The following is a 23,165-nucleotide window of genomic DNA, read 5'->3' on the forward strand; positions in this document are numbered from 1 at the left end:
ATCGAGGTGATTTTAATATGGAACAGAAACAGAAAATGATGGTACCGATGATGGCTCTGCGGGGCCTGACGGTATTTCCCAATATGGCCATCAGCTTTCCGGTAGGCCGTCAGAAATCTCTGGACGCGCTGGAGGAGGCGGATCAGTTCAGCAAGAAAATTTTTCTGGCTACACAGCGCAATCCGGAGCAGCCTGCGCCGGAGCAGCAGGATCTTTATGAGATCGGCACGGTGGCTATGATTAAGCAGATCCTGAAACTGCCGGGGAATGTGACCCATGTGATCGTGGAGGGCCTGCACCGGGGTCGGCTGGTGGAGATCCGAAAGAAAAGAGAGTGTGAGTATGCCGCTGTGATCCCGCTGGAGCAGGATTTCGCGGAAGAGCCTGATGTGGCTACCGTAGCCATGATGCGCCGGGCACTGGAGCAGTATGAGGAATACGCCAAATTTGTGCCCAATTCAGCGGCAACGGATCTGATCCCGACGGTATCCACTGCCAAAAAGCCGGGGCGTATGGCCGATCTGATCGGCGCCGGACTGGATATTTCCTTTGACCGGAAGCAGAAGGTGCTTTCCACCCTGAATCCTTACGAAAGATTGCAGATGGTCATGGAAATCATGGACTATGAAAAACAGGTGCTTCTGGTAAAGAGAGAAATCGAGAGCAAGACCAAGGAAAAAATTGACCAGAACCAGCGGGAGTATTTCCTGCGGGAGGAAATGAAGGTCATTCAGGAGGAACTGGGGGATAAGGACGGCATCGGCGCCGACGCGGAGGCCTTCCGCAAGCGGCTGGAGGAAAAGAACCCGCCGGAGGAGGTCCGCCGTACTGTGGAAAAGGAGATCGACCGGATGATGAAGATCCCGGTGACTTCTCCCGAATCCAATGTTTCCCGCAGTTATATTGATACCATTTTGAATCTGCCATGGAACGAAATGACAGAGGAGCGGTTTGAGCTGAAGGAGGCGGCCGCCATTCTGGACGAGGACCACTACGGCCTGGAAAAGGTGAAGGAGCGTATTCTGGAATATCTGGCGGTGCGCAAGAACGCCCCCGAGGAAAAGGCTACCATCCTTTGTCTGGTGGGTCCTCCCGGCGTGGGCAAGACTTCGATTGCCCGTTCCATCGCCAAGGCGCTGAACCGGAAATATGTACGCATGTCTCTGGGCGGCATCAAGGACGAGGCGGAGATCCGGGGCCACAGACGGACCTACATCGGCGCTATGCCCGGACGCATCATGAACGCCATGAAGCAGGTGGGCACCATCAATCCGCTGATGCTGCTGGATGAGGTGGACAAGCTGGGGGTATCCTATAACGGAGACCCGGCGGCGGCACTGCTGGAGGTGCTGGATGGGGAACAGAACTTCACCTTCCGGGACCATTACATAGAGCTGCCTTATGATTTGTCCAAGGTACTGTTCATGTGTACGGCCAACAGCATTGATCCCATTCCCGGGCCCTTGCGGGACCGTATGGAAGTAATCCAGCTGGGCAGTTATACCGCCGCGGAGAAGCTCCATATCGCCATGGATCATCTGCTGAAAAAACAGATGCGCCGCCATGGTTTGACTTCCAGCCAGCTGAAGGTTAAGCCGGAGGCCATGGAGATCATCATTGACTGCTATACGAGAGAAGCCGGCGTCCGACAGCTGGAGCGCACCATTGGCAAGGTCTGCCGGAAGGCGGTCAAGGCCATCATCGGCGGCGAGAAAAAATCCATGACGGTGACGGCGAAAAATCTGGAGGATTATCTGGGCAAGCCCCTCTTTGCCCAGGAAAAGATCTATGAGGAACCGCAGGTGGGCATTGTCCGTGGTTTGGCATGGACGGCCGTAGGCGGCACTACCCTTTCTATTGAGGTCAATGTGATGCCCGGCGACGGCAAGCTGCGTCTGACGGGGAACCTGGGCCAGGTCATGAAGGAATCCGCAGAGGCGGCGTTGAGCTATATCCGTTCCCAGAGCGCGAAATTTGCTGTGGAAGAGGATTTTTATAAAACGAAGGACATCCATATCCATATCCCGGAAGGAGCAACGCCAAAGGACGGCCCTTCTGCCGGTATTACCATGACCACGGCCCTGCTGTCGGCCCTGACCGGGGCCAAAGTCAGAAATGACGTGGCTATGACCGGGGAAGTTACCATCCGGGGACGGGTGCTGCCCATCGGCGGCTTACAGGAGAAGGTGCTGGCGGCCAAAAAGGCGGGCATCCGTACCGTTATCCTGCCGGAGGAAAATCAGAAGGATCTGAATGAAATTTCTGAGGAGATCAAGGAAGGTCTGGAATTTGTCACCGTAAAAGAGATGGAAGCGGTGCTGCGTACCGCGCTGGCGAAAGGGGAAAGCGTATGGAAGTAAAACAGTCATCCTTGGCGGCGGTGGGAACCAAGTTTTCCCAGTATCCTACCGACGGGCGGCCGGAGATCGCCTTTGCCGGAAAATCCAATGTGGGAAAATCCACCCTTATCAACGCCATGCTGGGCAGAAGAGCGCTGGCCCGTACCAGCTCCCAGCCGGGCAAGACACGCACCATCAATTTTTATGATGTGAATGGGCAGATGTATGTGGTAGACCTGCCGGGCTACGGCTATGCCAAGGCGCCGAAAACAGAGATCGCCAAATGGGGCGCCATGATCGAGGAGTATTTGCAGAAGCGGGAAGAATTGAAGGCCATTATCCTGCTTATTGACATCCGTCATGAGCCGGGGAAGAATGACGTGATGATGTACGAATGGCTGCGCCATTACGGCTACGACATCATTATCGCCGCTACCAAATCCGATAAGATCAACCGCAGCCAGATCCCCAAGCATCTTTCCGTGATCCGGAAAACACTGGGCTTGCAGCAGGGAGACGTTTTGATTCCCTTCAGCGGAGAGAAAAAAACGGGGGTACAGGAGCTTTGGACGGAGATCGACAGGTTCCTGACACCGGAAGAAGAAAACTAAAAGAAAACAGTATCCAAAGAACAGCCGTCGGCGTGAAGACAGAAAAACTGTCCCATGCCGGCGGTTTTTTCGCGGGGTTTGGAGCCGATTTTTTAAGACTTTTTTAATATGCGGGATTTTTGAAGACAAAGAGGTTTTTTCAGCGTTTATAATAATAGAAACAGAAAAAAGGAAGGGGGTGTTCGTATCGACAGGTCGAAGGAAACGGCAGTACTGCTGAACCGGTATCAAAATTTGATATTTTCTTTGTGCTATAAAATGACGGGGAATTATTTTACGGCGGAAGATCTGGCGCAGGAAACGTTTCTGGCGGCATACTGCCACATGGATACCTTTGATGGGCAGCACGAAAAAGCGTGGCTATGTACCATTGCCATGAATAAGTGCCTGGATCACGCCAGAAAGACCAGCCGGCACGGCATCCCCGAGGCGGAAGAAGCGCTGGAGGCGCTTTCCGACGGAAAGACGGTAGAGGAGCACCTGCTGGCGTCGGAGGTAAGGCAGGAACTGAAAACCGCCTGCCAAAAGCTGAAGCCCCCTTACCGGGAGATTGCCCTGGCCTATTTCTATGAGGAAAAAAGCCCTCAGGAGATCGCCCGGGAGCGGGAGGAAAACCTGAAAACGGTACAGACGCAGATTTATCGCGCCAGAGCCAAACTGCAAAAAATCTATGGAAAGGAGCGGATGCCATGAAGCGGGAATGGAGTAATGAGGAAATAGACAGATGGATCAAAACGCTGGAAGAAGACGGCCTGCTGGAGGCACCGCCATCGCTGGAGCAGAATGTGATGCGGCGCATAGCGCATATGGATGAGGAAAAGGGACGGCAGCAGCGGCATTCGCCCCAAGCCAGAAAGTTTTTCTATCAGCTGAAGATCTGCGCTGCCATGGCGGCCTCTCTGTTTTTGGTTTTCTCCTCCGGGAGCATCAAAAAAGAGGGCGAGCACAGTGTTTTCCCTGTGGCCCAGGAGTATGGCCTGGCAGACCGGCTGGCGGCGGGCACAGATCATTTGAGCCGGCAGATCAGTGATATTTCCGGATTTTTGGTGGAACAGATAATGGAGGTAACGTCATATGAGAAATAAAAAAAGCGGATTATTTGCCTTTTTCTTCTCCCTGATCCCTGGGGCGGGAGAGATGTATATGGGCTTTTTCAAACAGGGACTGAGCATTATGGGGATGTGTGTGCTGCTGGGTATCCTCGGGTCGGCGCTGGGCATTGGAGAGCTGCTGCTGTTTGTGCCGCTGCTGTGGTTTTACAGCTTCTTCCATGTGCATCATCTGCGGGGGCTGCCGCCGGAGGAATTTTACGCCGTAGAGGATAAGTGGCCGTTTTTCAGTGAGGAGGATATTTCTATGACCATGAGAGAAGAAAAAAATAGACGGATCGGCGCCGTGGTGCTGATTATCATTGGCGTATGGCTGCTGTGGAAGGTATTTACGGATACGGTGATGTGGATGATGCCGGATTTCCTGCGGGAGGCCTTCTGGGAATTCCAGAACGCGCTGCCCAGAGTGGTCATTGGTATCGTGATCCTGTATGTGGGCGTATGTCTGCTGCGGGGCAGGAAGATCCTGCCGGAAGAAAGAACGGCGTACAGCCAGAAAAACGCGCAGGAGGAACACAGCGCAGAGAACAGAGAGCAGGGAGGCGAGTAAGATGCGTGTCAGAAGGATTGGCAGTGTAACGCTGGGGCTGGGACTTCTGGTATTTGGCCTGCTGTTTCTGCTCCATACCCTTTGGGACGGCATTTCCTATGGCCTGATCTTCCGATTCTGGCCCTGCCTGTTGATCTCTTTAGGTCTGGAGGTATTGTGGAGCCTGCGCAGGCAGGAGGAAGGCTGGGTCTATGATAAGGGGGCCGTGGTGATGATGGTATTGATTTCCTTCTTCGCCATGTCCATGGCGGCGGCCCAGATGTTTTTTGAATGGACGGTACAGACGGGACAGATTTACTGGTAAGCCCCTGTTTGAAAAAAGAAAGGAATCAAGACCGGGATTTTCCGGGGAATGGCCTCTTTCCCTGAAATTCCGGTCTTTTTTAATATTTGCTTAACAAAGAAGGAAAGGAATTGACGTAGTATTGAAAACCGCTATAATTAGAATATAAGATTTTTTAAGACGGTTTGAAATACTTCCAAATAGAAGGAGGCTGAAGATATGGTAAGGATCGTAACAGACAGTACCTGTGATTTGACAAAGGAAAGACTGGCGGAGCTGGGCGTTCTCTGTGTGCCGCTGACGGTGCATTTTGGAGAGGAAGAATATCGTGATGGCGTAGATATGACCAATCCGGAGTTTTACGAAAAACTGCGGAAGGCGGCGGAGATTCCCACTACGGCACAGCCCACGCCCCACGCCTTTGAGGAGGTGTTTGCCCAGTGTCTGGAGCGGGGAGAGGATGTGGTTTGTGTGCTCATTTCCACGGAGCTGAGCGGAACGGCCCAATCGGCGAATATCGCTAAAAATACGCTGGAAAGTGACAGAATTCATATTGTGGACTCCCGGACGGCCTGTCTGGCTCTGGGGCTTTTGGTAGAAATCGCCGCCCAGAGAGCGGCGGAGGGCAGAAGTGCCGAAGAAATCGCGGCGGAGATGGAAAGCCTGACGGACCGGGTGCGGATCAACGCGGCGGTGGAAACACTGGAATATCTGAAAAAAGGCGGCAGACTTTCCGGAACGGCGGCGGCGCTGGGCACTATGCTGAATATCCATCCGCTGGTGGGTATTTTAGGCGGAAAAGTGGTACAGCTGGGTAAGGCCAGAGGGAAAAAGAAAATGTTCGAGAGCCTGCGGAAGATGACGGAGGAAGAGGGCATTGACGACAAGTATCCCGTACTGCTGGGACATGCCCAGTCTATGGAGAACTATGAACAGCTGCGGCAGGCCTGCCAGCCTCTGACAGAGGGCAGAACGGTCCTGTACGGCGAGATCGGCTCTGTCATCGGCACCCACGCGGGACCGGGGGTAGTGGCCATCACCTATATCAAAAAAGCGTAACTGCTGGCAGGGGCGGGTCTTCGGAGGGAAGGTGCGCCCCTGTTGTCATAAGGAGGCAGACCTTCCTTCCGGCGGAAAAACAAATGGAAAAAAAGAGGACTTTGTCCGGACAAAGGCGTATTCTATCTATTAGAAAAAGAGGGAAAGGATGGTGGCATTATGATACGAACGGAATTCACATATCCTTCTGCCTGGAAGGGACAGGAGATTTTCGGCAGAATCTGGCAGAGAAACAGTGATTATATCGGTGTGGTACAGCTGGTCCATGGGATGCAGGAGCATATGGGACGATATGACCGTTTTGCCGTTTTTCTGGCGGAACGGGGCTTTGTGGTATATGGCAACGACCATCTGGGCCATGGCCGGTCCGTGAAAAAAGAAACGGATTTCGGCTATTTTGGGCCGGAGGATGGCTGGAAAAATCTGCTGGCGGATATGCATACCCTCATGGAACGGGCAAAGAGGGAGCATCCGGGTCTGCCCTTTATCCTCATTGGCCACAGTATGGGGTCTCTGTTGGCAAGGGAATTCGCGGCGGAGTACGGCGATGAGCTGGATATGGCCGTATTCCTGGGCACCAGCGGCGGTTCTCCTGTGGTAAAGGCCGCCAAAAAGCTGGCGGAAATGCGGGGGGCAAAAATGGGCATCAAAACTCCGGCCAAAGATCTGGGAAGGATGGCCTTTGGTGCCTATAACCGGAGATTCCGGCCCAAGCGCACCAATCATGACTGGCTTTCCACATTGGACGGCGCCGTCAACGATTTTATCATGGACCCTCTCTGCGGCAGAGAGTTTACCTATGGCGGGTATCGTGATCTTTTCGCCGTACTGGAGCAGGTTTCGGCTAAGGAATGGCCCTATCGTGTGCCAAAGAACCTGCCCATGCTGCTGATGTCAGGGAAGGATGACCCTGTGGGGGACTATGGCCGGGGTGTGCGCCATGTGGCACGTTCCCTTCTGCGGGCGGACTGCCGGAAGGTTTCCCTGCGGCTTTACGCCGGGATGCGCCATGAGCTTTTGCAGGAGAGCCGGGAACGGGAGGTCTGCGAGGATCTTTACAGCTGGATCTGCAAATATCTGTAAGGGAGAAGAGCGTTTTCGTTTTGTGCGGGAACGCTCTTTTTTACGGAAAATTTACGGATTTTCCAGCATATTCCTCTTGACAGAAGGGGAGATTCATTTTAATATATGAACAGATAAGCATATATTCAAATAGTTGGGAAAGGAGGACGCATATGGACCATCAGCAGGACGAAGTAGATATGGAGAAGGAACTGATGCAGGATTTTGTCAGGGATCTGGCGGATTTTTTCAAGGTATTCGGCGACCCTACCCGGCTGTGCATCCTGCGGCTGCTGCTGAAAGAAGAAATGAACGTAGGCGAAATGGCGGACGCGCTGGAAATGACCCAGTCGGCGGTATCCCATCAGCTGCGGGTGCTGCGGCAGAACGCTCTGGTAAAATACCGGAAGGAAGGCAAGACCGTGTATTACTCTTTGGACGACGATCATGTGCGCAGTGTGCTGGAGCAGGGCACTACGCATATTTGCCATAAACGGGGTTATGAGGAATGAGCGGATATTTTTCTGGGTAATATATGAATAAATAAGCATATAATCACATATATGCTTCGGAGGAAGAGAACGAGGTGAGAATATGGAAGAAATGACCATTCGGCTGAAGGGATTGACTTGCGCCAACTGTGCCGGGAAGATCGAGGATGCTGTGGAAAAAATGGAGGAAACCAGGGAGGTGCACCTGAATCTGATGAAACAGGAACTGCGGCTGACACTGGCAGAGGGCGCGGCCCGGGAATCTGTCTTTGAGAAGGTCCGGGATACCGTAAAAAAATACGAAAGCCATGTGGAGGTCAGTCTGGCGGAGCCGGGCAGTCATTCCCATGACCATGAGGAACATTGTCATGAGGGCTGCTGCGGCCACACCCATGGGCAGGAGGAAGACCATACACACAGCCATGAGGAAGGCTTTGGAAAGAAACAGCTGCTTCGCTTTTCTCTGGGGCTGGCGCTGTTTCTGGCGGCGGTGCTTTGGCAGGGAGAAGGAGAGACGCTGCTGTTTCTGGGGGCCTATGTGGTTTTTGGCTATGATGTACTGTGGCGGGCCTTGCGGAATATTTCCAAAGGTCAGATTTTTGACGAGAATTTCCTCATGTCCCTGTCTACGATAGGCGCATTGGTGATCGGAGAAATGGCGGAGGCTGTTTTTGTCATGCTCTTTTATCAGATCGGCGAGGCTTTTCAGGCGTATGCCGTGGCCCGTTCCAGAAAGTCCATTACGGCGCTGCTGGATATTCGGCCCGATACGGTTTGGCTGCTGACGGAAGAAGGCCCCCGACAGGTTTCTCCGGAACAGGTAGCTGTGGGGGACAGGATTCTGGTGAAGGCCGGGGAACGTATCCCACTGGACGGCATCATCAAAAAAGGCTCCGCCATGGCGGATACCTCCGCTTTGACGGGGGAATCGGTGCCCCGGTTTTTGCGGGAGGGAGACATGGCCCTCAGCGGCTGCATCGATCAGGATGGCCTTTTGGAAATCGAAGTCACTAAGGAATTTGGGGAATCCATGGTCATGAAGATACTGGAAATGGTGGAAAACGCCGCCGCCAGAAAATCCAGAACGGAGCGGTTCATCACCCGTTTTGCCAGAGTGTACACGCCGGTGGTAGTGGCTTTGGCGGTGGTTCTGGCGGTACTGCCGCCGGTACTGGGCATGGGGGAATTTTCCATGTGGCTGGGCCGGGCGCTGATTTTTCTGGTGGTTTCCTGTCCCTGCGCTTTGGTGCTGTCTGTGCCCCTGACTTATTTCGCCGGCATTGGCGCCGCTTCCAGAAACGGGATTCTGGTCAAAGGCGGCGGGGATCTGGATACCCTTTGCCATGTGGAACGGGTGGTGTTCGATAAGACAGGCACCCTGACGGAAGGGAAATTTTCCGTTACGGAAATACGGGCGGAGAAGGCGGAAGAATTGCTGGCGCTGGCGGCTGCCGCGGAAGGCTCCTCCAATCACCCCATCGCCAGAGCCGTGGTGGAAAAATACCATCAGGCGGGAACGGTGCCCCAGCCTGCCCTCAGCGACATCAAGGAACGAGGCGGCTTTGGCATCACCTGTCGGGCAGAGGGAGAAGAGGTTCTTCTGGGGAACCGCCGTCTGCTGGCGGAGGCCGGCATCGACTGTCCTGTCTATGAAGGGGCCGGTTCCGTCATCTATGCCGCCAAAGGCGGGAAATATCTGGGATGTCTGGTGGTGGCCGACCAGATTCGTCCGGGATGCGTCGAAGGGCTGAAAAGCCTGCGTCAGGCGGGAATCCGGGAAATGGTCATGCTGACGGGAGACCGGCGGGAAACGGCGGAGGCCGTAGGCAAAGAGCTGGGCATGGACCACGTGCGGGCGGAACTGCTGCCCCAGGATAAGCTGGCGTCAATGGAAGGCTTTCTGGAGCTGGAAGGTACGGCGAAAACGGCTTTTGTGGGGGATGGCATCAATGACGCGCCGGTACTGGCCGGGGCAGATGTGGGCATTGCCATGGGGGCCATTGGCTCGGATGCCGCCATTGAGGCGGCGGATGTGGTGCTCATGGAGGATGAGATCGGCAAGCTTGCCGTGGCACTGCGGATCGCCAGAAATACCCGACGTATCGTCCTGCAGAATATTGTATTCGCTTTGGCGGTAAAGGCGGCGGTACTGCTGCTGAGCGCCGTGGGACTGGCGACCATGTGGATGGCGGTATTTGCCGATGTGGGCGTGGCGCTGATCGCCATTTGGAACGCCATGCGGAAAAAATAAAAACAGATCGGGAGAAGATCCCTCCTGAAAAAAATGATGGCTGGAATTCCTGGTGTTCAGGAATTCCAGCCATATTTTTTTGATGAAACAGCCCCTTTGTTTCATCAAGAGGATTGGTTTGCTTCGTTCGCTCTGGTGCTGCCGCTGTACGTAACGGCATCGGGATCGAAGGGCTCCACCTGGCAGCGGAGATCGCAGGCGGCCCCATCGCCTGTGATGTAAAAGATATTGAGTCCCTTTTTCAAAGAGACGGTGATCTGGTTTTGCGTTTCTTCCGTCACAGCGGCGGAATCCAGCGGCACCTCTACGGGATCGGTTTTGCCTTCGGTATAATAGCCGATGGCGGCGTTTCCGGCGTCTTTGGTAAAGCTGAACGTAATATCCGCGTCGGTTTCCCTTTTGGCGGAAATGTACAGGAAGTCGGAGGGGATTTCGCTGGGTGAAATGGAAAAATTCACCGAGATCACATCCTGGCCCGCTACCTGTAAGGTCTCAAAGGCTGCCGGCTCCCCCTGCGGCAACGGTGTCTCCTCCTGGGCGCCGTGGACACAGGCCGCCAATGCCAGACAGACCACGCCGCAGATCAATGAGAATCTGATTTGTTTCATCCTTCTGTTGTCACCTCTTTATATTTGGTCCTTACAGTATAGCTTATGATTTTTACAGCTCTCCTAAAAATCATTTAAAAATTCTTTAATATAAAATTGCGGGAACAGAAAAATATGGAAGAATTTATGAAGAAAAAATGAAATCAAAAACAGACCTTTTGGGAGAAAGAAAACCACGCAAAAAAAAATCGCCGGAATCCTCTGTACTGTCAGGGTTCCAGCGATGTTTTTGTTTTGGGGAAGGGATCGTATTCTGTTATTCCTGAGGCGGCTGTGCCTGGGAAATGATTTTTTTCACGTTTTTTTCGAATTTTACCCGGGGCAGCATGACCATGTGGCCGCAGCCGCAGCACTTGATGCGAAAATCAATGCCTGTGCGCAGGATTTCCCATTGGTTGGAACCGCAGGGATGGGCTTTTTTCATTTGTACGACGTCTCCGACGGAAAACTGCATGGCTCAAGCCTCCTTTTCGTTGATGATATGGAGCGTACGCTGGGGATAAGGGATCTCGATGCCCTCGGCGTCCAGCCGGTTTTTGATCCGGCGGCGCAGCTCCGCTTCCACGGCGATATTTGTCTTGACCCGGCATTTTGCCACGATCTTGATGGTAACGGCGGAATCGTCCAGACCGGTGATGCCTACGATGACGGGCGTCTCCAGAATATCCGCCATATCTTTGGTATGTTCCATTTCGTCCCGGAGGACCTCCAGCACGTGGTCGATGCTGGCGTCATAGGAAACGCCTACGGTGACGACGGCATTGATAAATTCCCGGCACATATTGGTGACGGTGCCCAGAGAACCATTGGGAATGATATGAACGCAGCCCTGCGCATCCCGCAGTTTGGTGGAACGCAGTGTCACGCTTTCCACGGTACCGGTGATATTCTGGATGGTGACGATATCCCCTACGGCATAGTGGTCCTCAAAAAGGATGAAGAATCCTTCCAGCATATCGGTAACGACGCTCTGGGCGCCCAGACCGATGGCCACGGAGCCGGCGCTGGCCACCACCAGCATGGATTTGGAATCCACACCGAGAAAAGTCAGAACGGTAAAGATGCCGATAAAATAGATCAGATATTTTACGACACTGGAAGTAATGGAGTTCAGTGTTTTGGCTTTGCGCTGGGTCATGGCCAGACGCTGTTTTTTTGTCTGTGCCGCGAAGAATTTCTTCATGGCGTGGTTGATGACACGGATCAGAAACCAGCAGATTACAAAGGTCAGAATGATCTTCAAAAGCACAATGCCGATGTCTGTGGCGGTTTCCAACAGTTTTTCCGTGGTAGGCAGCCAGGAGGTGCGGAGTGTTTCTCCGGCCTGCTGGAGGGCCTGTTCTGTGGTTTCGGTCATGGCATACGCCTCCTTTCACGATAGCACATAGCCGCCTGTACAAAATGAGCGAAGAGGGCTTCCTGCTCTTTTGTCCTCATGGCCTCCGGGTGCCACTGCACCCCCAGAACAAAGGGCTTATCCGCCGCTTCTATGGCCTCTGTCAGTCCGTCGGGGCTTTGGGCGGCGGCAGTCATCCCTGCTCCCAAAAAGGAAACGGCCTGATGATGGACGGAATTGACAATGATTTTTTCCTTCTGCCACAGCCGGGCCAGAAGACTGCCCTCTGTGGGTGTGATGGAATGGGTGCCGCAGGGCCGGGGCGCCTGCTGGCTGTGTTTTAAGGTAGTGCCGGTCTGAGCGGCGATGTCCTGATAGATGCCGCCGCCCGCGGCGATATTCATGATCTGCATGCCGCGGCAGATGCCAAGAATAGGGATATCCGTCTTCAGAGCCTCTTTGCACAGGGCCAGTTCATATTCGTCCCGCAGCGGGGAAATCTCTCCGTTTTCCCAAATGGGCTCCTCTCCAAAGAGCAGCGGATTGATGTCTCCGCCGCCGCTGAAGATCAGCCCGTCGATAAAGTCGGGGAACGCTTCGCCGGGGACGAGCAGGATGGGGATGCCGCCGGCCTGTATGACGGCAAAGGTGTAGTCCTCGCTGATTTTGAACCGGCGTTTTTCATAGGAATAATCCGGCGTAATGCCGATCAAAGGTTTTTCGTTCATAAGTATGCTCCTTTTTTTCTTATCCCTTACAGTATACAAAAGGGCGGCGGTTTTGGCAACGAAAGGCGGCAAAAAAGGACGGCCTTTGTCGCGGGAGGGCGGAAGGATGGCGGCGGAAACTTGCGGAAGTGTCTTTTTCTGTGGTATAATTAAATTTATCACAAGCCCCTGTGGGCAGCACCCGCCGCGGCGAGGCAGACAGATGTGCCGCGGGACTGGGAAAAAATACGTCAGAGAAACGGGAGTTGAGAACTATGAGGACCATAGGCATTATTGGCGCGATGGAAGAAGAGATCGCGTTTCTGAGAGAAAAAATGGAGATTGTGACCACAAAAAGTGTTTTGGGGTTATCCTATGATATCGGAAGATACGCCGGAAACAGCATTGTTCTGGTAAAAAGCGGCATTGGGAAGGTCAACGCCGCCCTTTGCACCCAGGCTATGATCGACCACTTTGGTGTGGACTATGTCATCAATATCGGTGTGGCGGGCGGTCTTTCCCCGGAGCTTCGGGTGGGAGATATCCTGATCTCCACAGACGCCGTACAGCATGATATGGATACCAGTGTGCTGGGGGACACGGTAGGCACGATTCCCCGTATGGCGGAGAGCTATTTCAAGGCCGATGAGGCCATGATCGCGCTGGCGGAAAAAGCAGCGGAGGAATGCGGTCTGGACTGCCGCATCCTCAAAGGCAGAGTAGCCAGCGGCGACCAGTTCATCAGTTCCGGGCAACAGCGGGAAAAAATCCGCAAAACCGTGCAGGGGGACTGTGCCGAAATGGAAGGGGCGGCCATTGCTCACGCCTGCTATCTGAACCGGATTCCTTTTTTGATTATCCGGGCCATTTCCGATGACGCCGGAGACGAAGCAGGCATGTCCTTCGATGAATTCTGTGTCATGGCGGCGGAACGCAGCAGTCGGTTGGTGGAAAAAATGCTGGAGCATATGAACGGATAAGGAACCTGTTTGTGTTTTCTGGAAAGAAGAATGTGTTTGTATGGAAGTACATAAAAATTCCATAATTCTTTTGTGAATCTATTGTCAAGTGTATACTGGTGGGGTATAATATCTGCGAACGGAGGTTTCGCCGGGGGATTGAAAAAAAGAAAATGCGCTTTTTTTTCAAGGCGGGAAAACCGCTCACATACTGCGATCAACCTATAGGATATCAATACACAGGGAGGATGAAAGGCTATGACGGCAAAAACACATGGCTACATTACAAAAGAGATCGAACTGGAACAGATTTATCGTTTTATTCTGCGGTATTTCGATCCGGAAGCTAAGGTAAACCGTTATGAGAACAGATTCGGCGAAAGCAACGAAATGGCAGTATATTTTACCTATAAGGGCGAGGAAAGACGGCTGTTCACTATGGTATACAAGAGCCGCAAGTTCTCCAAGACCGGGGAGAAGAAACGTCTGATTTTTCTGGATCTGGATTACTGGGGCCACAGTGTGGAAATCATGCGCTCCATCATGTCCTTCTTCAGCGGCTGGATGGACGAAAACGACTGCGACAAGGAAGGTCCTTACTTCATTGACGAGCAGCCTGATGGTGTTGTGCCCAATATCATCAAGATCACCAGAAAAGAGCTGAACAAACGGATGGGCGGTATGGTCGTTATCATTGACGATGACGACGAGGAAGAAGAAAACTGAGTTCTTCCGTACAGAAGCAAACAGGCAGCAAAGGCGCGGCGTTTTCCCGTAAAAGGGGGAGTCCGCGCCTTTTTTTGCTGTCTCGGCGGTTGAAACCCGCACGGCTTCATGCTATACTGATAATGGCATCATATTTTTTTTCGGAAGGGCGGTGGCGGTATGTGCGAAGAAAAAGGAATCAGACAAATGGTAGATGAGGATATTGCACGCAGTCAGGCTCTTTGGACGGAGTATTCCTATGACAAGGAAAAAATGGCGGAACTGTTTCGGGAACTGCTTTCGCGCTATGATGAAAAAATAGAAGGGTTCCACGAGGACCTCTGGGTGATCCAGAACCGGGAATCCTCGGCGGACACGGCGGCCATTTACCGGCACAATATCCGGCTGCTGCTGGAGCGGCTGGAGGGCTTTCGGGAAAACGGCTATACCAATGAGGGCCTGCTGGAATACTATATTCGGAAAGAACAGCGCCAGATCGACCTGACGGCTAATTTTACGTCGGTGCGGCTGGCTTTTGGGATGCGCCGGATGATGCCGCTGGAGAAAGAAGAGATCATGGAACGGCTGGACGAGATGGAAGAGATCTGCGCGCTGCCCGTGCCGAAAGGAAAGAAATGGGAGATGCTGCGGGGCCATCTGGTGTGGCTCTCCGGCAAGGATGTGGAAACGGCTTTGCAGATATTGCCGCTGTTTTTCCGCATCAACGATATGATTACACAGAGGATGGAAGATGATTAAGCTGATCGTGTCCGATATGGACGGTACGTTATTGAATGACGAAAAAAAGATAGCGCCGGGTTTTTATGACCTTCTGCCCCGGCTGAAGGAGAGGGGAATCCGTTTTGTGGTGGCAAGCGGCAGACAGTACCCCAGCCTGAAGCAGGACTTTGCGGAACACATCCGGGATGTGGCGGTCATTGCCGAAAACGGCGCTTTTATCGTGGAGGACGGCAGGGAGCTCTATTTTCGGGGTATGAATGAAAAACAGCTGAACTGTTGTCTGGACGCTGTGGCGGCCATGCCGGAGGTAGAGCCGCTGCTGTGCGCCAAATACTGTGCCTATACCAGCAGTCGGGAGATGTACGAGCTGTTGGCGGCGCCCAAATTCCATTATGAGATGCGTCTGGTGGACAGTCTGTACGGCATCACGAAGGATGTGACGAAGGTTTCCCTCATCGAGTACAGCGGCGTAGGGGCGGAGGCCTGCTATCAAAAGCTGGCGCCGATGCTGCCGGAGGATGTAACGCTGGTGGTTTCCGGTGACGGCTGTCTGGATACGGGACTGAAGGGCGTCCATAAAGGGGCCGCTGTGGCCCAACTGCAGAAGATGTGGAACATCACGCCGGAGGAAACGGTGGTCTTTGGGGATCAGTTCAATGATGTGGAGATGTTCTCTCAGGCGGCATACAGCTATGCCATGGAAAACGCTGTACCTCAGGTGCGGCGGCAGGCCCGCTTTGTGGCGGGCAGCAATAATGACGGCGCCGTAGTGAAGGTGATTCGGGAACTGCTGGCGCTGTAAGAGGAGAAGGATTATGAAGAGAATCGCGAGTTATGCCTTGGGATGCAAGGTAAATCAATATGAAAGCGAAGCCATCGCGGAACTGTTCGCGGAAAAAGGCTATGAGGTGGTTTCTGTGGAGGATACGGCGGATATTTACGTCATCAATACCTGCACCGTTACCAATTTCGGAGATAAGAAGTCCCGTCAGCTGATCCGCAAGGTAAAGCGGCAGAATCCACAGGCCGTGGTGGCGGTAGTGGGATGTTACGCCCAGACAGCGCCGGAGGAAATGAAGGCCGTGGAGGGGGTAAATCTGGTCATCGGTACCAAGGACAAGGGTAAAATCGTGGAGCTGGTAGAGCAGTACCAGCCGGAAGAAGGCGTATGCAGCTATGTGACAGACATTATGCATGAGCGGGTGTTTGAGCCGCTGGAGATCAAAAAGCTGGCCAATCGCACCAGAGCCTATCTGAAAATACAGGATGGGTGCAGTCAGTTCTGTTCTTACTGCATCATCCCCTATGCCAGAGGCCCGATCCGCAGCCGCGCGCCGGAGGATGTGCTGGCGGAGGTACGGCGTCTGGCGGAGAATGGTTTCCGGGAGGTGGTACTGGCGGGCATCCATGTGGCCAGCTACGGCAAGGATCTGAAAACCACCAGTCTGCTGGACATTATCCGGCAGGTCCATGGGGTGGAAGGCATCGACCGGATTCGTTTCAGCTCCATTGAGCCCAATGTGGTAACGGAGGAATTCGCGGCGGCCATGGCGGAGCTGCCTAAGGTCTGCGACCATTTCCATCTGTCTTTGCAGAGCGGCTGTGACAAAACATTAAAGGAAATGAACCGGAAATACGATACGGCCAAATACCGTCAGGCAGTGGCATTACTGAAAAAATACCTGCCGGATGTGGCGGTGACGACGGATATTATTGTGGGCTTCCCCGGGGAAACAGAAGAAGATTTCCGGCAGAGCGCCGATTTTGCCAGAGAAATGGGATTTTCCAAAATCCATGTATTCCCTTATTCCCCCAAACGGGGCACCCCGGCGGCGGAGCGGAAGGACCAGCTTCCAAACAGCGTGAAGCAGGAACGCAGCCATGCCCTCATCGCGGTAGGGGAGAAACTGGCGGAACGCTTTTTGCAGGCCCATGTGGGCAAGGTAATGCCGGTGCTTTTTGAGCGGGCTGTGGAAGACGGCGTTTATGAGGGCCATACCACCAACTATATGAAAGTACACGCCAAAAGCGGACAGGATCTTTCCAATGTGATCCTGCCGGTACGAATCCTTTCCTGGGAAGGGGAGATGGCTTTGGGCGAAGTGACGGAATCCTGACGGCTTTTGTAACAATTCTGTAAGGATTCGACGGTTGCAATCATTCCCGGAATATATTATCATGGAAGAAAGTATTGGCGGGCAGCGGCAGGCTGTGGAACGGAGAGTGATCACAATGAACAACAACATCAATGAAACACAATATTTCGGCAGAACGGGCAAAGAACCGGAAAATGAGGCAAAGCGCATCCTGATCTCTGTCAGCACGGCTTTGCGGGAAAAAGGCTATAACCCGGTCAATCAGATCGTGGGCTATATCCTCTCCGGCGACCCTACTTATATCACAAGCTATCTGAACGCCAGAGCCATGATCCGCAAGCTGGAACGAGACGAGCTGCTGGAAGAACTGGTAAAGGATTATCTGGACAGAAACGAGTAAGAAAGAGGAACGATTTTTGCGTATATTAGGACTGGATTTCGGAGACAAGACCATTGGCGTAGCCATCAGTGATCCTTTGGGCTGGACGGCCCAGGGGGTGGAGATCATCCGCAGGGAAACGCCCCAGGAGATTAAAAAGCCCATGCGGCGTCTGGCGGAGATCATAGAGGAATATCAGGTAGAAGAGATTGTGCTGGGCTACCCTAAAAATCTGGATAATACGGAGGGAGAACGCTGTGAGAAGACACAGGCCTTTGCCCAGCGTCTGCGGGGACGGTTCCCCAAGATCCCTCTGGTGCTCTGGGATGAGCGCTTCAGCACCATTGCGGCGGAGCGCGCCCTGCGTCTGGCGGATCTGAGCCATGACAAAAGAAAGAGCGTCATTGATAAAATGGCGGCGGTCCATATCCTGCAGGGATATCTGGACAGCAAAAGCCGCGGATAATATAGGAGAAAAACATATGAGCGATATTTTTCAGGAAGCAGATGAACTGGAGTTTGAGACGGTGGTTATGACCGACGAGGACGGAACAGAAGTGGAATTTTCCATTATTGACAATGTAACCAGCGGTACAGACCGGTATCTGCTGGTGGTGGAGACAGAGCGTATGGACGACGACGAGAGCGAAGCGCTGATTTTAAAGGAAGTCGCTATCCATGCCCAGGACATTACCTATGAACTGGTAGAAGACACGGCGGAACTCGACCGTGTAGCGGATCTTTTCGCCCAGAAAGGCGAGGATTACGAGGTATCCTTTACGGAGGAATAAACTGGAATGGTCAGGGACGGCCAAAGGCCGGCCCTTTACCCATATGTGCGGAAAAAAGTGAGCATAATGAAATAAGGGGAAAGGCAGAGCTTTTTTGCGGGAGGAAAACGCGCCGTACGGATTGTGACGCGTTTTTTTCCAATGGAGAAGCGGCTGCTCTTTTTCTGGTTCCCTCCTGTTTTTGCAGGGGCTTTGTTTTTGTGTTTATTTCAGACTTTTTTACGGCATACTATAAAAATATGACAACAGAAGAAGAGAAAAAAAGGAGGTGAGTTTTTTGGCAAATAGAAGATCGAAGCCCAAAACGAAGCTGAAAGTCATTCCTTTGGGCGGACTGGAAGAAATCGGGAAGAACATGACCGTATTGGAGTACGGAAACGATATTGTCATCATTGACTGCGGTCTGGCGTTCCCCGAGGACGATATGCTGGGGATCGACCTGGTCATCCCGGATATCACATATTTGACAAAAAACGCGGACAAAATCAGAGGCATCGTGCTGACCCACGGCCACGAGGACCACATCGGGTCCCTGCCTTATGTATTAAAACAGCTGAATGTGCCAGTGTTTGGCACGCTGCTGACACTGGGGCTTTTGGAGAATAAGCTCCGGGAGCATAAAATGCTGGATTCCACCAGACGGCACACCGTAGTGCCCGGGGAAAAGGTGAAGCTGGGGGAAATGGTGGTGGAATTCATCCATACCAACCATTCCATTGCCGATTCTGTGGCACTGGCCATCCATACCCCTGTGGGTGTGGTTATCCATACCGGGGACTTTAAGGTGGACTATACCCCTATCGACGGGGAGATCATTGACCTGCAGCGTTTTGCCCAGCTGGGCAGTGAGGGCGTCCTGCTGCTGATGAGCGACAGCACCAACGCGGAGCGCAAGGGCTTTACCATGTCGGAAAAGAATGTAGGAAAGGTATTTGAGCGTATTTTTGAGGATACCCCCAGAAACCGCATTATGGTAGCCACATTTTCCTCCAATATCCATCGTATCCAGCAGATCATCAACGCCGCTTATATGTATGGCAGAAAGGTAGCCATCATCGGCAGAAGCATGCTCAACGCCGTAAAGACGGCTTCGGAGCTGGATTATCTGTGGATTCCCCCCAGAACGCTCATTGAGATCACAGAAATCAAAAATTACCGGGACGAGCAGCTGGTCATCATTACCACCGGCAGCCAGGGCGAGACCATGTCGGCCCTGTCCCGAATCGCCATGAACGAGCATAAACAGGTTTCCGTGAAGCCTGATGACAAAATCATCATCAGTGCTTCCGCTATTCCCGGCAACGAGAAGAATATTACCCGGGTAGTCAACGAACTGCTGAAAAAGGGCGCCGATGTGGTATATGGCGGCATTGAGGATATCCATGTATCCGGCCATGCCCGCCAGGAAGAGCTGAAGCTGATGTTGGCGCTGACGAAGCCCAAATTCTTCATGCCCGTCCACGGGGAATATATGCACCTGTCCTGTCACAGAGATTTGGCCATCAGCATGGGCATGGACAAGAAAGATATTTTTGTTATGAAGCTGGGCGAGGTGCTGGAACTGTCCAAAAACGACGCGAAGGTTACGGGCACTGTCCCTGCCGGTCAGGTGATGGTAGACGGTCTGGGCGTCGGCGACGTGGGCAATATCGTTCTGCGGGACAGAAAGCATCTGTCTCAGGACGGCCTGATGGTCGTGGTGGTTTCCATGGACGCGGAAAACGGCCTGATTATGGCCGGCCCCGATATTATTTCCCGCGGCTTCGTTTATGTGCGTGAGTCCGAAAGCCTCATGGACGGCGCCAAGGAAGTGGTGCTGAAAGCATTGATGGAATGTGAGGAAAAGAATATCACCAGCTGGAACTATATCAAATCGCTGATTAAAGATACACTGAAGAACTATATCTGGCAGAAAACAAAGAGAAGTCCTATGATTCTGCCGATTATTATGGAAGTGTAAACAGGGACTGAAAAGAAGGGTATCCCCTGTGTCATGATGATGACCAGAGGATACCCTTTTTGTATGAAAGCATTTATTCAAATACACAGTTGTTGACGCAGACATTCATGAAATACCCGTCACATACGCCTACTACGGTAACGCTGTCGCCTTCCTGCAGTTCCATGACCTGCTGAATCTGAGCGTCATCGGAGAAGTAGCACTGCACAGAGGTAATGGAAAATTCCTCTCCGGCAAAGGTGATGTATATGTCATCCAATATATCTTTGCCGATGGATTCCACGGTGCCGCTCAGACGCAGTGTTTTGCCGTCATAGAGGGCATCCGCCTTTACCTCGTTGGTTTCGTAGGCATCCAGCAGTTCTGCCGGGGAAACGTCCAGAATCTCCACAGTTTCTGCCTTTGTTTCTGTGCCGGAGTCAGAAGCAGGCGTTGATGTCTGGCCGGAATCTCCCATGGCACTGCCCAAAGCGCCCAGAAAAATCAGCACAAAAATTACAATCAGAATCCATTTCAGCTTCCCTTTCTGCTTCCTGCCGCATTGGGAGCAGACGGAAGCCGCCGCCGGTATCTCCGACTGACAATACTTACAGTGTTTTGTTTGGTTTTCATTGTTTGGCATAGTATCCTCTCCTTATGTGAATTTAATAATATGTTGCATCTTTAGCAACATAATAATAGATAGACCGTGGTAATGTCAAGCTAAAAATGATGGGAGGACCGCTTGGCATGAAAATATATGAGTACGAAGGAAAGAAAAATATCTGCGGAGAGAATATCCGACGTATTCGCGGAGAAAAGAAGCTATCCCAGGCAAAACTGTCCCAAATGCTGCAGCTGGAGGGCATTGTGATCGACCGGTATTCCATCTGCCGCATGGAGAAGGGGGAGCGGTTCATCGCCGATTATGAGCTGTACAAGATCGCCAGGGTACTGGAGGTGCCTATGGAGGATTTGTTTCGGGAGGATTCCGAAGAGGATTGCGCCAAGGCGTAATATATAGTAAAATATCATCCGTGGAATAGAAAACAGTACCGCCCCGATTGCCTGACAGTTGGGGCGTTTTCAAAAGGAGCGAGAAGGATGCAGTCCATTGGCGAGATCAAAGAAACGCTGGCCGCCTGCCCCCCGGAGGGGCTGCCGGAGGCCTTGTCCATCTTGGAGGGGGATCAGAGAAAAGGCGTGCAGAATCTGGTAAAACAGTTTCAAAAAAAATACGAGGCATATCTTTCGGAATTGGAGCGGCTGGAGGAGATCCTGACCTACGAGCGGGAATGCTATGGGCAGGGAATGACACTGGTGGCGGGCATTGACGAGGTAGGCCGCGGGCCGCTGGCGGGACCGGTGGTGGCAGCGGCGGTGATTCTGCCCCCAAATCATAAGATCCCCGGCATCAACGATTCCAAAAAGCTGACGGCGAAAAAGCGGGAGGAACTCTGCGCTGTCATCAAAAAAGAAGCGGTGGCCTGGGCCGTGGGCGTTGTTTCCCATGAGCGCATCGACGAGATCAATATTTTGCAGGCCACTTATGAGGCCATGCGGCAGGCCATTTCCAAGCTGGAGGTACAGCCGGAGTTTATTCTGGCCGATGCCGTCACTATCCCCGGCATAGAGATCCCCCAGAAGGGCATCATCAAGGGGGATGCCAAAAGCGCTTCCATCGGCGCCGCCAGCATTGTGGCGAAGGTTACAAGAGATGCCATGATGGAGGCTATGGAGGAACTGTATCCCGGCTATGATTTTGCCTCCAACAAAGGCTATGGTTCCCAGAAGCATCTGGCAGGTATTGCCAGACAGGGGCTTTGCCCCATCCACCGGCGCAGTTTTGTGAAAAATCTGATGCAGGGGCGGCCGGAGGAGAACAAAACGGCGGGGAATATCGGTGAGGCGCTGGCCGTCCGGGAAATGAAACGGCAGGGCTACGAGATTCTGGCGCAGAATTACCGGGGGAGCCGGGGAGAAATCGATATTATCGCCCAGAAGGAAGGCCTGCTGGTCTTTACGGAGGTAAAGGCGAGAAAAGGCCGGGAACAGGGGCTGCCGGGGGAGGCCGTAGACCGGCGCAAGCGGGAGCGGATCATCCGGACGGCGGAGGAATATCTGGCGGAGAAAGAAATCACGGAACGGGACTGCCGCTTTGATGTGGCGGAGGTTCTGGAAGAGGATGGAAAGAAATATTTTCGATATATAGAAAACGCTTTTACGGCGGAATAGGAGGACGGAAACTTGAAACTGATAGAAAAAGACGGTCTGGAACTGGTGACCTTTGATAATCTGACGGCAACGGGCATGGTAAAGCACGGATTTACCACCCGTCACGGCGGCGTCAGCACAGGATGCTACGCCTCTATGAATATGGGCTTCAGCCGGGGCGAGGAACGTGCGCCGGTGGCGGAGAACTACCGGATTCTGGCAAGGGCGCTGGAGCTGGACGAAACCGCTTTTGTGGCGACCCAGCAGACCCATACCACCAATATCTTAAAGGTGGGAGCGGCGGACAAGGGCAGCGGCGTGACAAAGGACAGGGAATACAAAGATGTGGACGGCCTTATGACTGATGAGGCAGGCATCAATCTGGTGATCTTCGGTGCCGACTGTGTGCCTGTGTTCCTGCTGGACCCGGAGCATCACGCCATCGGCATGGCCCACTGCGGCTGGAAGGGCACAGCCAACGGCATGGCCAAAAAGATCGTGGAGCGGATGACGGCGGAATACAGCACCGACCCGCAAAAGCTGGTGGCAGCCATTGGTCCCTCCATTGGGAAATGCTGCTTTCAGGTGGACGACCCGGTAGTTAACCTGTTCCGCAGACAGCTGTATTTTGCTGATGAGGTGATCTTTGACGATCCTTCCGAGGAAGGAAAGTACAAAATCGACCTGTGGGAGACCAACCGGCGTCTGCTGGCGGACTGCGGCGTAAAAAATATCGAGATCGCCGGGCTGTGTACTATGTGCGATACAGAACGGTTCTATTCCCATCGGAAAATGGGCGAGCGCCGGGGCGTTATGGCGGGGGTCATGTGCCTTTGTGAATAAAATCAGGGAAATAGCATCTGTTTTTTTGGAAACGGGTGTTATTTTTTTGTACAAATTGGGAGAAAAGCCGGAAAACCTTGAATGCGAGCCAT

At 53.0% G+C, this 23,165-nt stretch carries 27 protein-coding genes; 22 read left to right on the top strand and 5 right to left on the bottom strand.

Going from position 1 to position 23,165, the window contains the following annotated elements; genetic code table 11:
- Positions 1–17 precede the first annotated feature (17 nt).
- From lon to H9X84_RS03010, 10 genes are all read left to right on the top strand, one after another.
- The gene (gene lon, locus H9X84_RS02965; RefSeq protein ID WP_205132847.1) at positions 18–2,360 is read left to right on the top strand and encodes an endopeptidase La; all 2,343 of its coding nucleotides are present in this window, start codon (positions 18–20) and stop codon (positions 2,358–2,360) included.
- A complete protein-coding gene (gene yihA / locus H9X84_RS02970; RefSeq protein ID WP_205132848.1) occupies positions 2,351–2,950 on the top strand; it encodes a ribosome biogenesis GTP-binding protein YihA/YsxC in 600 nt (199 codons plus the stop codon). Before lon ends, yihA begins: the two co-directional genes overlap by 10 nt.
- Before the next feature lie 216 nt (positions 2,951–3,166).
- Positions 3,167–3,643 carry an RNA polymerase sigma factor gene (locus H9X84_RS02975; RefSeq protein ID WP_275552238.1) on the top strand — a complete coding sequence of 159 codons (477 nt, stop codon included), beginning with the start codon at positions 3,167–3,169 and terminating at the stop codon, positions 3,641–3,643.
- The gene (locus H9X84_RS02980; protein ID WP_205132849.1) at positions 3,640–4,035 is read left to right on the top strand and encodes a hypothetical protein; all 396 of its coding nucleotides are present in this window, start codon (positions 3,640–3,642) and stop codon (positions 4,033–4,035) included. The genes H9X84_RS02975 and H9X84_RS02980 overlap by 4 nt, the downstream gene beginning before the upstream one ends.
- The gene (locus H9X84_RS02985) at positions 4,025–4,609 is read left to right on the top strand and encodes a hypothetical protein (protein ID WP_205132850.1); all 585 of its coding nucleotides are present in this window, start codon (positions 4,025–4,027) and stop codon (positions 4,607–4,609) included. The genes H9X84_RS02980 and H9X84_RS02985 overlap by 11 nt, the downstream gene beginning before the upstream one ends.
- A 1-nt stretch (position 4,610) precedes the next feature.
- Entirely contained in the window at positions 4,611–4,913 is a 303-nt protein-coding gene (locus H9X84_RS02990; protein WP_205132851.1) for a LiaF transmembrane domain-containing protein, read from the top strand.
- Between the two features lie 198 nt (positions 4,914–5,111).
- A complete protein-coding gene (locus H9X84_RS02995; protein ID WP_205132852.1) occupies positions 5,112–5,951 on the top strand; it encodes a DegV family protein in 840 nt (279 codons plus the stop codon).
- A 159-nt stretch (positions 5,952–6,110) separates the two neighbouring features.
- Positions 6,111–7,034, top strand: a complete 924-nt coding sequence (locus tag H9X84_RS03000; protein WP_205132853.1) for an alpha/beta fold hydrolase — start codon at positions 6,111–6,113, stop codon at positions 7,032–7,034.
- A gap of 152 nt (positions 7,035–7,186) precedes the next feature.
- The gene (locus tag H9X84_RS03005; RefSeq protein WP_205132854.1) at positions 7,187–7,525 is read left to right on the top strand and encodes an ArsR/SmtB family transcription factor; all 339 of its coding nucleotides are present in this window, start codon (positions 7,187–7,189) and stop codon (positions 7,523–7,525) included.
- Positions 7,526–7,607: 82 nt separating this feature from the next.
- The gene (locus H9X84_RS03010) at positions 7,608–9,755 is read left to right on the top strand and encodes a heavy metal translocating P-type ATPase (RefSeq protein ID WP_205132855.1); all 2,148 of its coding nucleotides are present in this window, start codon (positions 7,608–7,610) and stop codon (positions 9,753–9,755) included.
- A gap of 104 nt (positions 9,756–9,859) precedes the next feature.
- Here H9X84_RS03010 and H9X84_RS03015 read toward each other — a convergent pair whose 3' ends face one another.
- The 4 genes from H9X84_RS03015 to H9X84_RS03030 form a co-directional block, all read right to left on the bottom strand.
- Positions 9,860–10,363, bottom strand: coding sequence for a hypothetical protein (locus H9X84_RS03015; RefSeq protein ID WP_205132856.1), 504 nt, complete (start codon positions 10,361–10,363; stop codon positions 9,860–9,862).
- Positions 10,364–10,619: 256 nt separating this feature from the next.
- The gene (locus H9X84_RS03020; protein WP_205132857.1) at positions 10,620–10,817 is read right to left on the bottom strand and encodes a DUF951 domain-containing protein; all 198 of its coding nucleotides are present in this window, start codon (positions 10,815–10,817) and stop codon (positions 10,620–10,622) included.
- Between the two features lie 3 nt (positions 10,818–10,820).
- The gene (locus H9X84_RS03025) at positions 10,821–11,720 is read right to left on the bottom strand and encodes a mechanosensitive ion channel family protein (protein WP_205132858.1); all 900 of its coding nucleotides are present in this window, start codon (positions 11,718–11,720) and stop codon (positions 10,821–10,823) included.
- Positions 11,717–12,427 carry a gamma-glutamyl-gamma-aminobutyrate hydrolase family protein gene (locus tag H9X84_RS03030; protein WP_205132859.1) on the bottom strand — a complete coding sequence of 237 codons (711 nt, stop codon included), beginning with the start codon at positions 12,425–12,427 and terminating at the stop codon, positions 11,717–11,719. Before H9X84_RS03030 ends, H9X84_RS03025 begins: the two co-directional genes overlap by 4 nt.
- Before the next feature lie 254 nt (positions 12,428–12,681).
- Here H9X84_RS03030 and H9X84_RS03035 point away from each other — a divergent pair, with 254 nt between their 5' ends.
- The 9 genes from H9X84_RS03035 (at position 12,682) to H9X84_RS03075 (ending at position 20,037) form a co-directional block, all read left to right on the top strand.
- Positions 12,682–13,386, top strand: a complete 705-nt coding sequence (locus tag H9X84_RS03035; protein ID WP_205132860.1) for a 5'-methylthioadenosine/adenosylhomocysteine nucleosidase — start codon at positions 12,682–12,684, stop codon at positions 13,384–13,386.
- Between the two features lie 237 nt (positions 13,387–13,623).
- Complete coding sequence (locus H9X84_RS03040) at positions 13,624–14,091, top strand: hypothetical protein (protein WP_205132861.1); 468 nt, start codon at positions 13,624–13,626, stop codon at positions 14,089–14,091.
- 159 nt (positions 14,092–14,250) lie between these two features.
- The gene (locus tag H9X84_RS03045; protein ID WP_205132862.1) at positions 14,251–14,829 is read left to right on the top strand and encodes a hypothetical protein; all 579 of its coding nucleotides are present in this window, start codon (positions 14,251–14,253) and stop codon (positions 14,827–14,829) included.
- Positions 14,822–15,613: an HAD family hydrolase gene (locus tag H9X84_RS03050; protein WP_205132863.1), complete on the top strand. Its 792-nt coding sequence runs from the start codon at positions 14,822–14,824 to the stop codon at positions 15,611–15,613. The genes H9X84_RS03045 and H9X84_RS03050 overlap by 8 nt, the downstream gene beginning before the upstream one ends.
- Positions 15,614–15,626: 13 nt before the next feature.
- The gene (gene mtaB / locus H9X84_RS03055) at positions 15,627–16,928 is read left to right on the top strand and encodes a tRNA (N(6)-L-threonylcarbamoyladenosine(37)-C(2))-methylthiotransferase MtaB (protein ID WP_205132864.1); all 1,302 of its coding nucleotides are present in this window, start codon (positions 15,627–15,629) and stop codon (positions 16,926–16,928) included.
- A gap of 115 nt (positions 16,929–17,043) precedes the next feature.
- The gene (locus H9X84_RS03060; protein WP_205133046.1) at positions 17,044–17,307 is read left to right on the top strand and encodes an IreB family regulatory phosphoprotein; all 264 of its coding nucleotides are present in this window, start codon (positions 17,044–17,046) and stop codon (positions 17,305–17,307) included.
- Between the two features lie 16 nt (positions 17,308–17,323).
- Positions 17,324–17,752 carry a Holliday junction resolvase RuvX gene (gene ruvX / locus H9X84_RS03065; RefSeq protein ID WP_205132865.1) on the top strand — a complete coding sequence of 143 codons (429 nt, stop codon included), beginning with the start codon at positions 17,324–17,326 and terminating at the stop codon, positions 17,750–17,752.
- Positions 17,753–17,768: 16 nt separating this feature from the next.
- Entirely contained in the window at positions 17,769–18,077 is a 309-nt protein-coding gene (locus tag H9X84_RS03070; protein ID WP_205132866.1) for a DUF1292 domain-containing protein, read from the top strand.
- Between the two features lie 277 nt (positions 18,078–18,354).
- Complete coding sequence (locus tag H9X84_RS03075) at positions 18,355–20,037, top strand: ribonuclease J (protein ID WP_205132867.1); 1,683 nt, start codon at positions 18,355–18,357, stop codon at positions 20,035–20,037.
- Between the two features lie 73 nt (positions 20,038–20,110).
- On the opposite strand, the gene H9X84_RS03080 is transcribed toward H9X84_RS03075, so the two are convergent.
- The gene (locus H9X84_RS03080; protein WP_205132868.1) at positions 20,111–20,659 is read right to left on the bottom strand and encodes an OB-fold protein; all 549 of its coding nucleotides are present in this window, start codon (positions 20,657–20,659) and stop codon (positions 20,111–20,113) included.
- 107 nt (positions 20,660–20,766) lie between these two features.
- Here H9X84_RS03080 and H9X84_RS03085 point away from each other — a divergent pair, with 107 nt between their 5' ends.
- The 3 genes from H9X84_RS03085 (at position 20,767) to pgeF (ending at position 23,073) form a co-directional block, all read left to right on the top strand.
- Positions 20,767–21,033, top strand: a complete 267-nt coding sequence (locus H9X84_RS03085) for a helix-turn-helix domain-containing protein (RefSeq protein WP_205132869.1) — start codon at positions 20,767–20,769, stop codon at positions 21,031–21,033.
- Between the two features lie 87 nt (positions 21,034–21,120).
- Positions 21,121–22,251, top strand: coding sequence for a ribonuclease HII (locus H9X84_RS03090; RefSeq protein WP_205132870.1), 1,131 nt, complete (start codon positions 21,121–21,123; stop codon positions 22,249–22,251).
- Between the two features lie 12 nt (positions 22,252–22,263).
- Positions 22,264–23,073 (top strand): peptidoglycan editing factor PgeF, encoded by an 810-nt coding sequence (gene pgeF, locus H9X84_RS03095; RefSeq protein WP_205132871.1) that lies wholly within the window; start codon positions 22,264–22,266, stop codon positions 23,071–23,073.
- Positions 23,074–23,165 lie beyond the last annotated feature (92 nt).

The sequence above is a fragment of the Anaerotignum lactatifermentans genome (assembly GCF_016902535.1).
Classification (GTDB): Bacteria; Bacillota; Clostridia; order Lachnospirales; family Anaerotignaceae; genus Anaerotignum; species Anaerotignum lactatifermentans_A.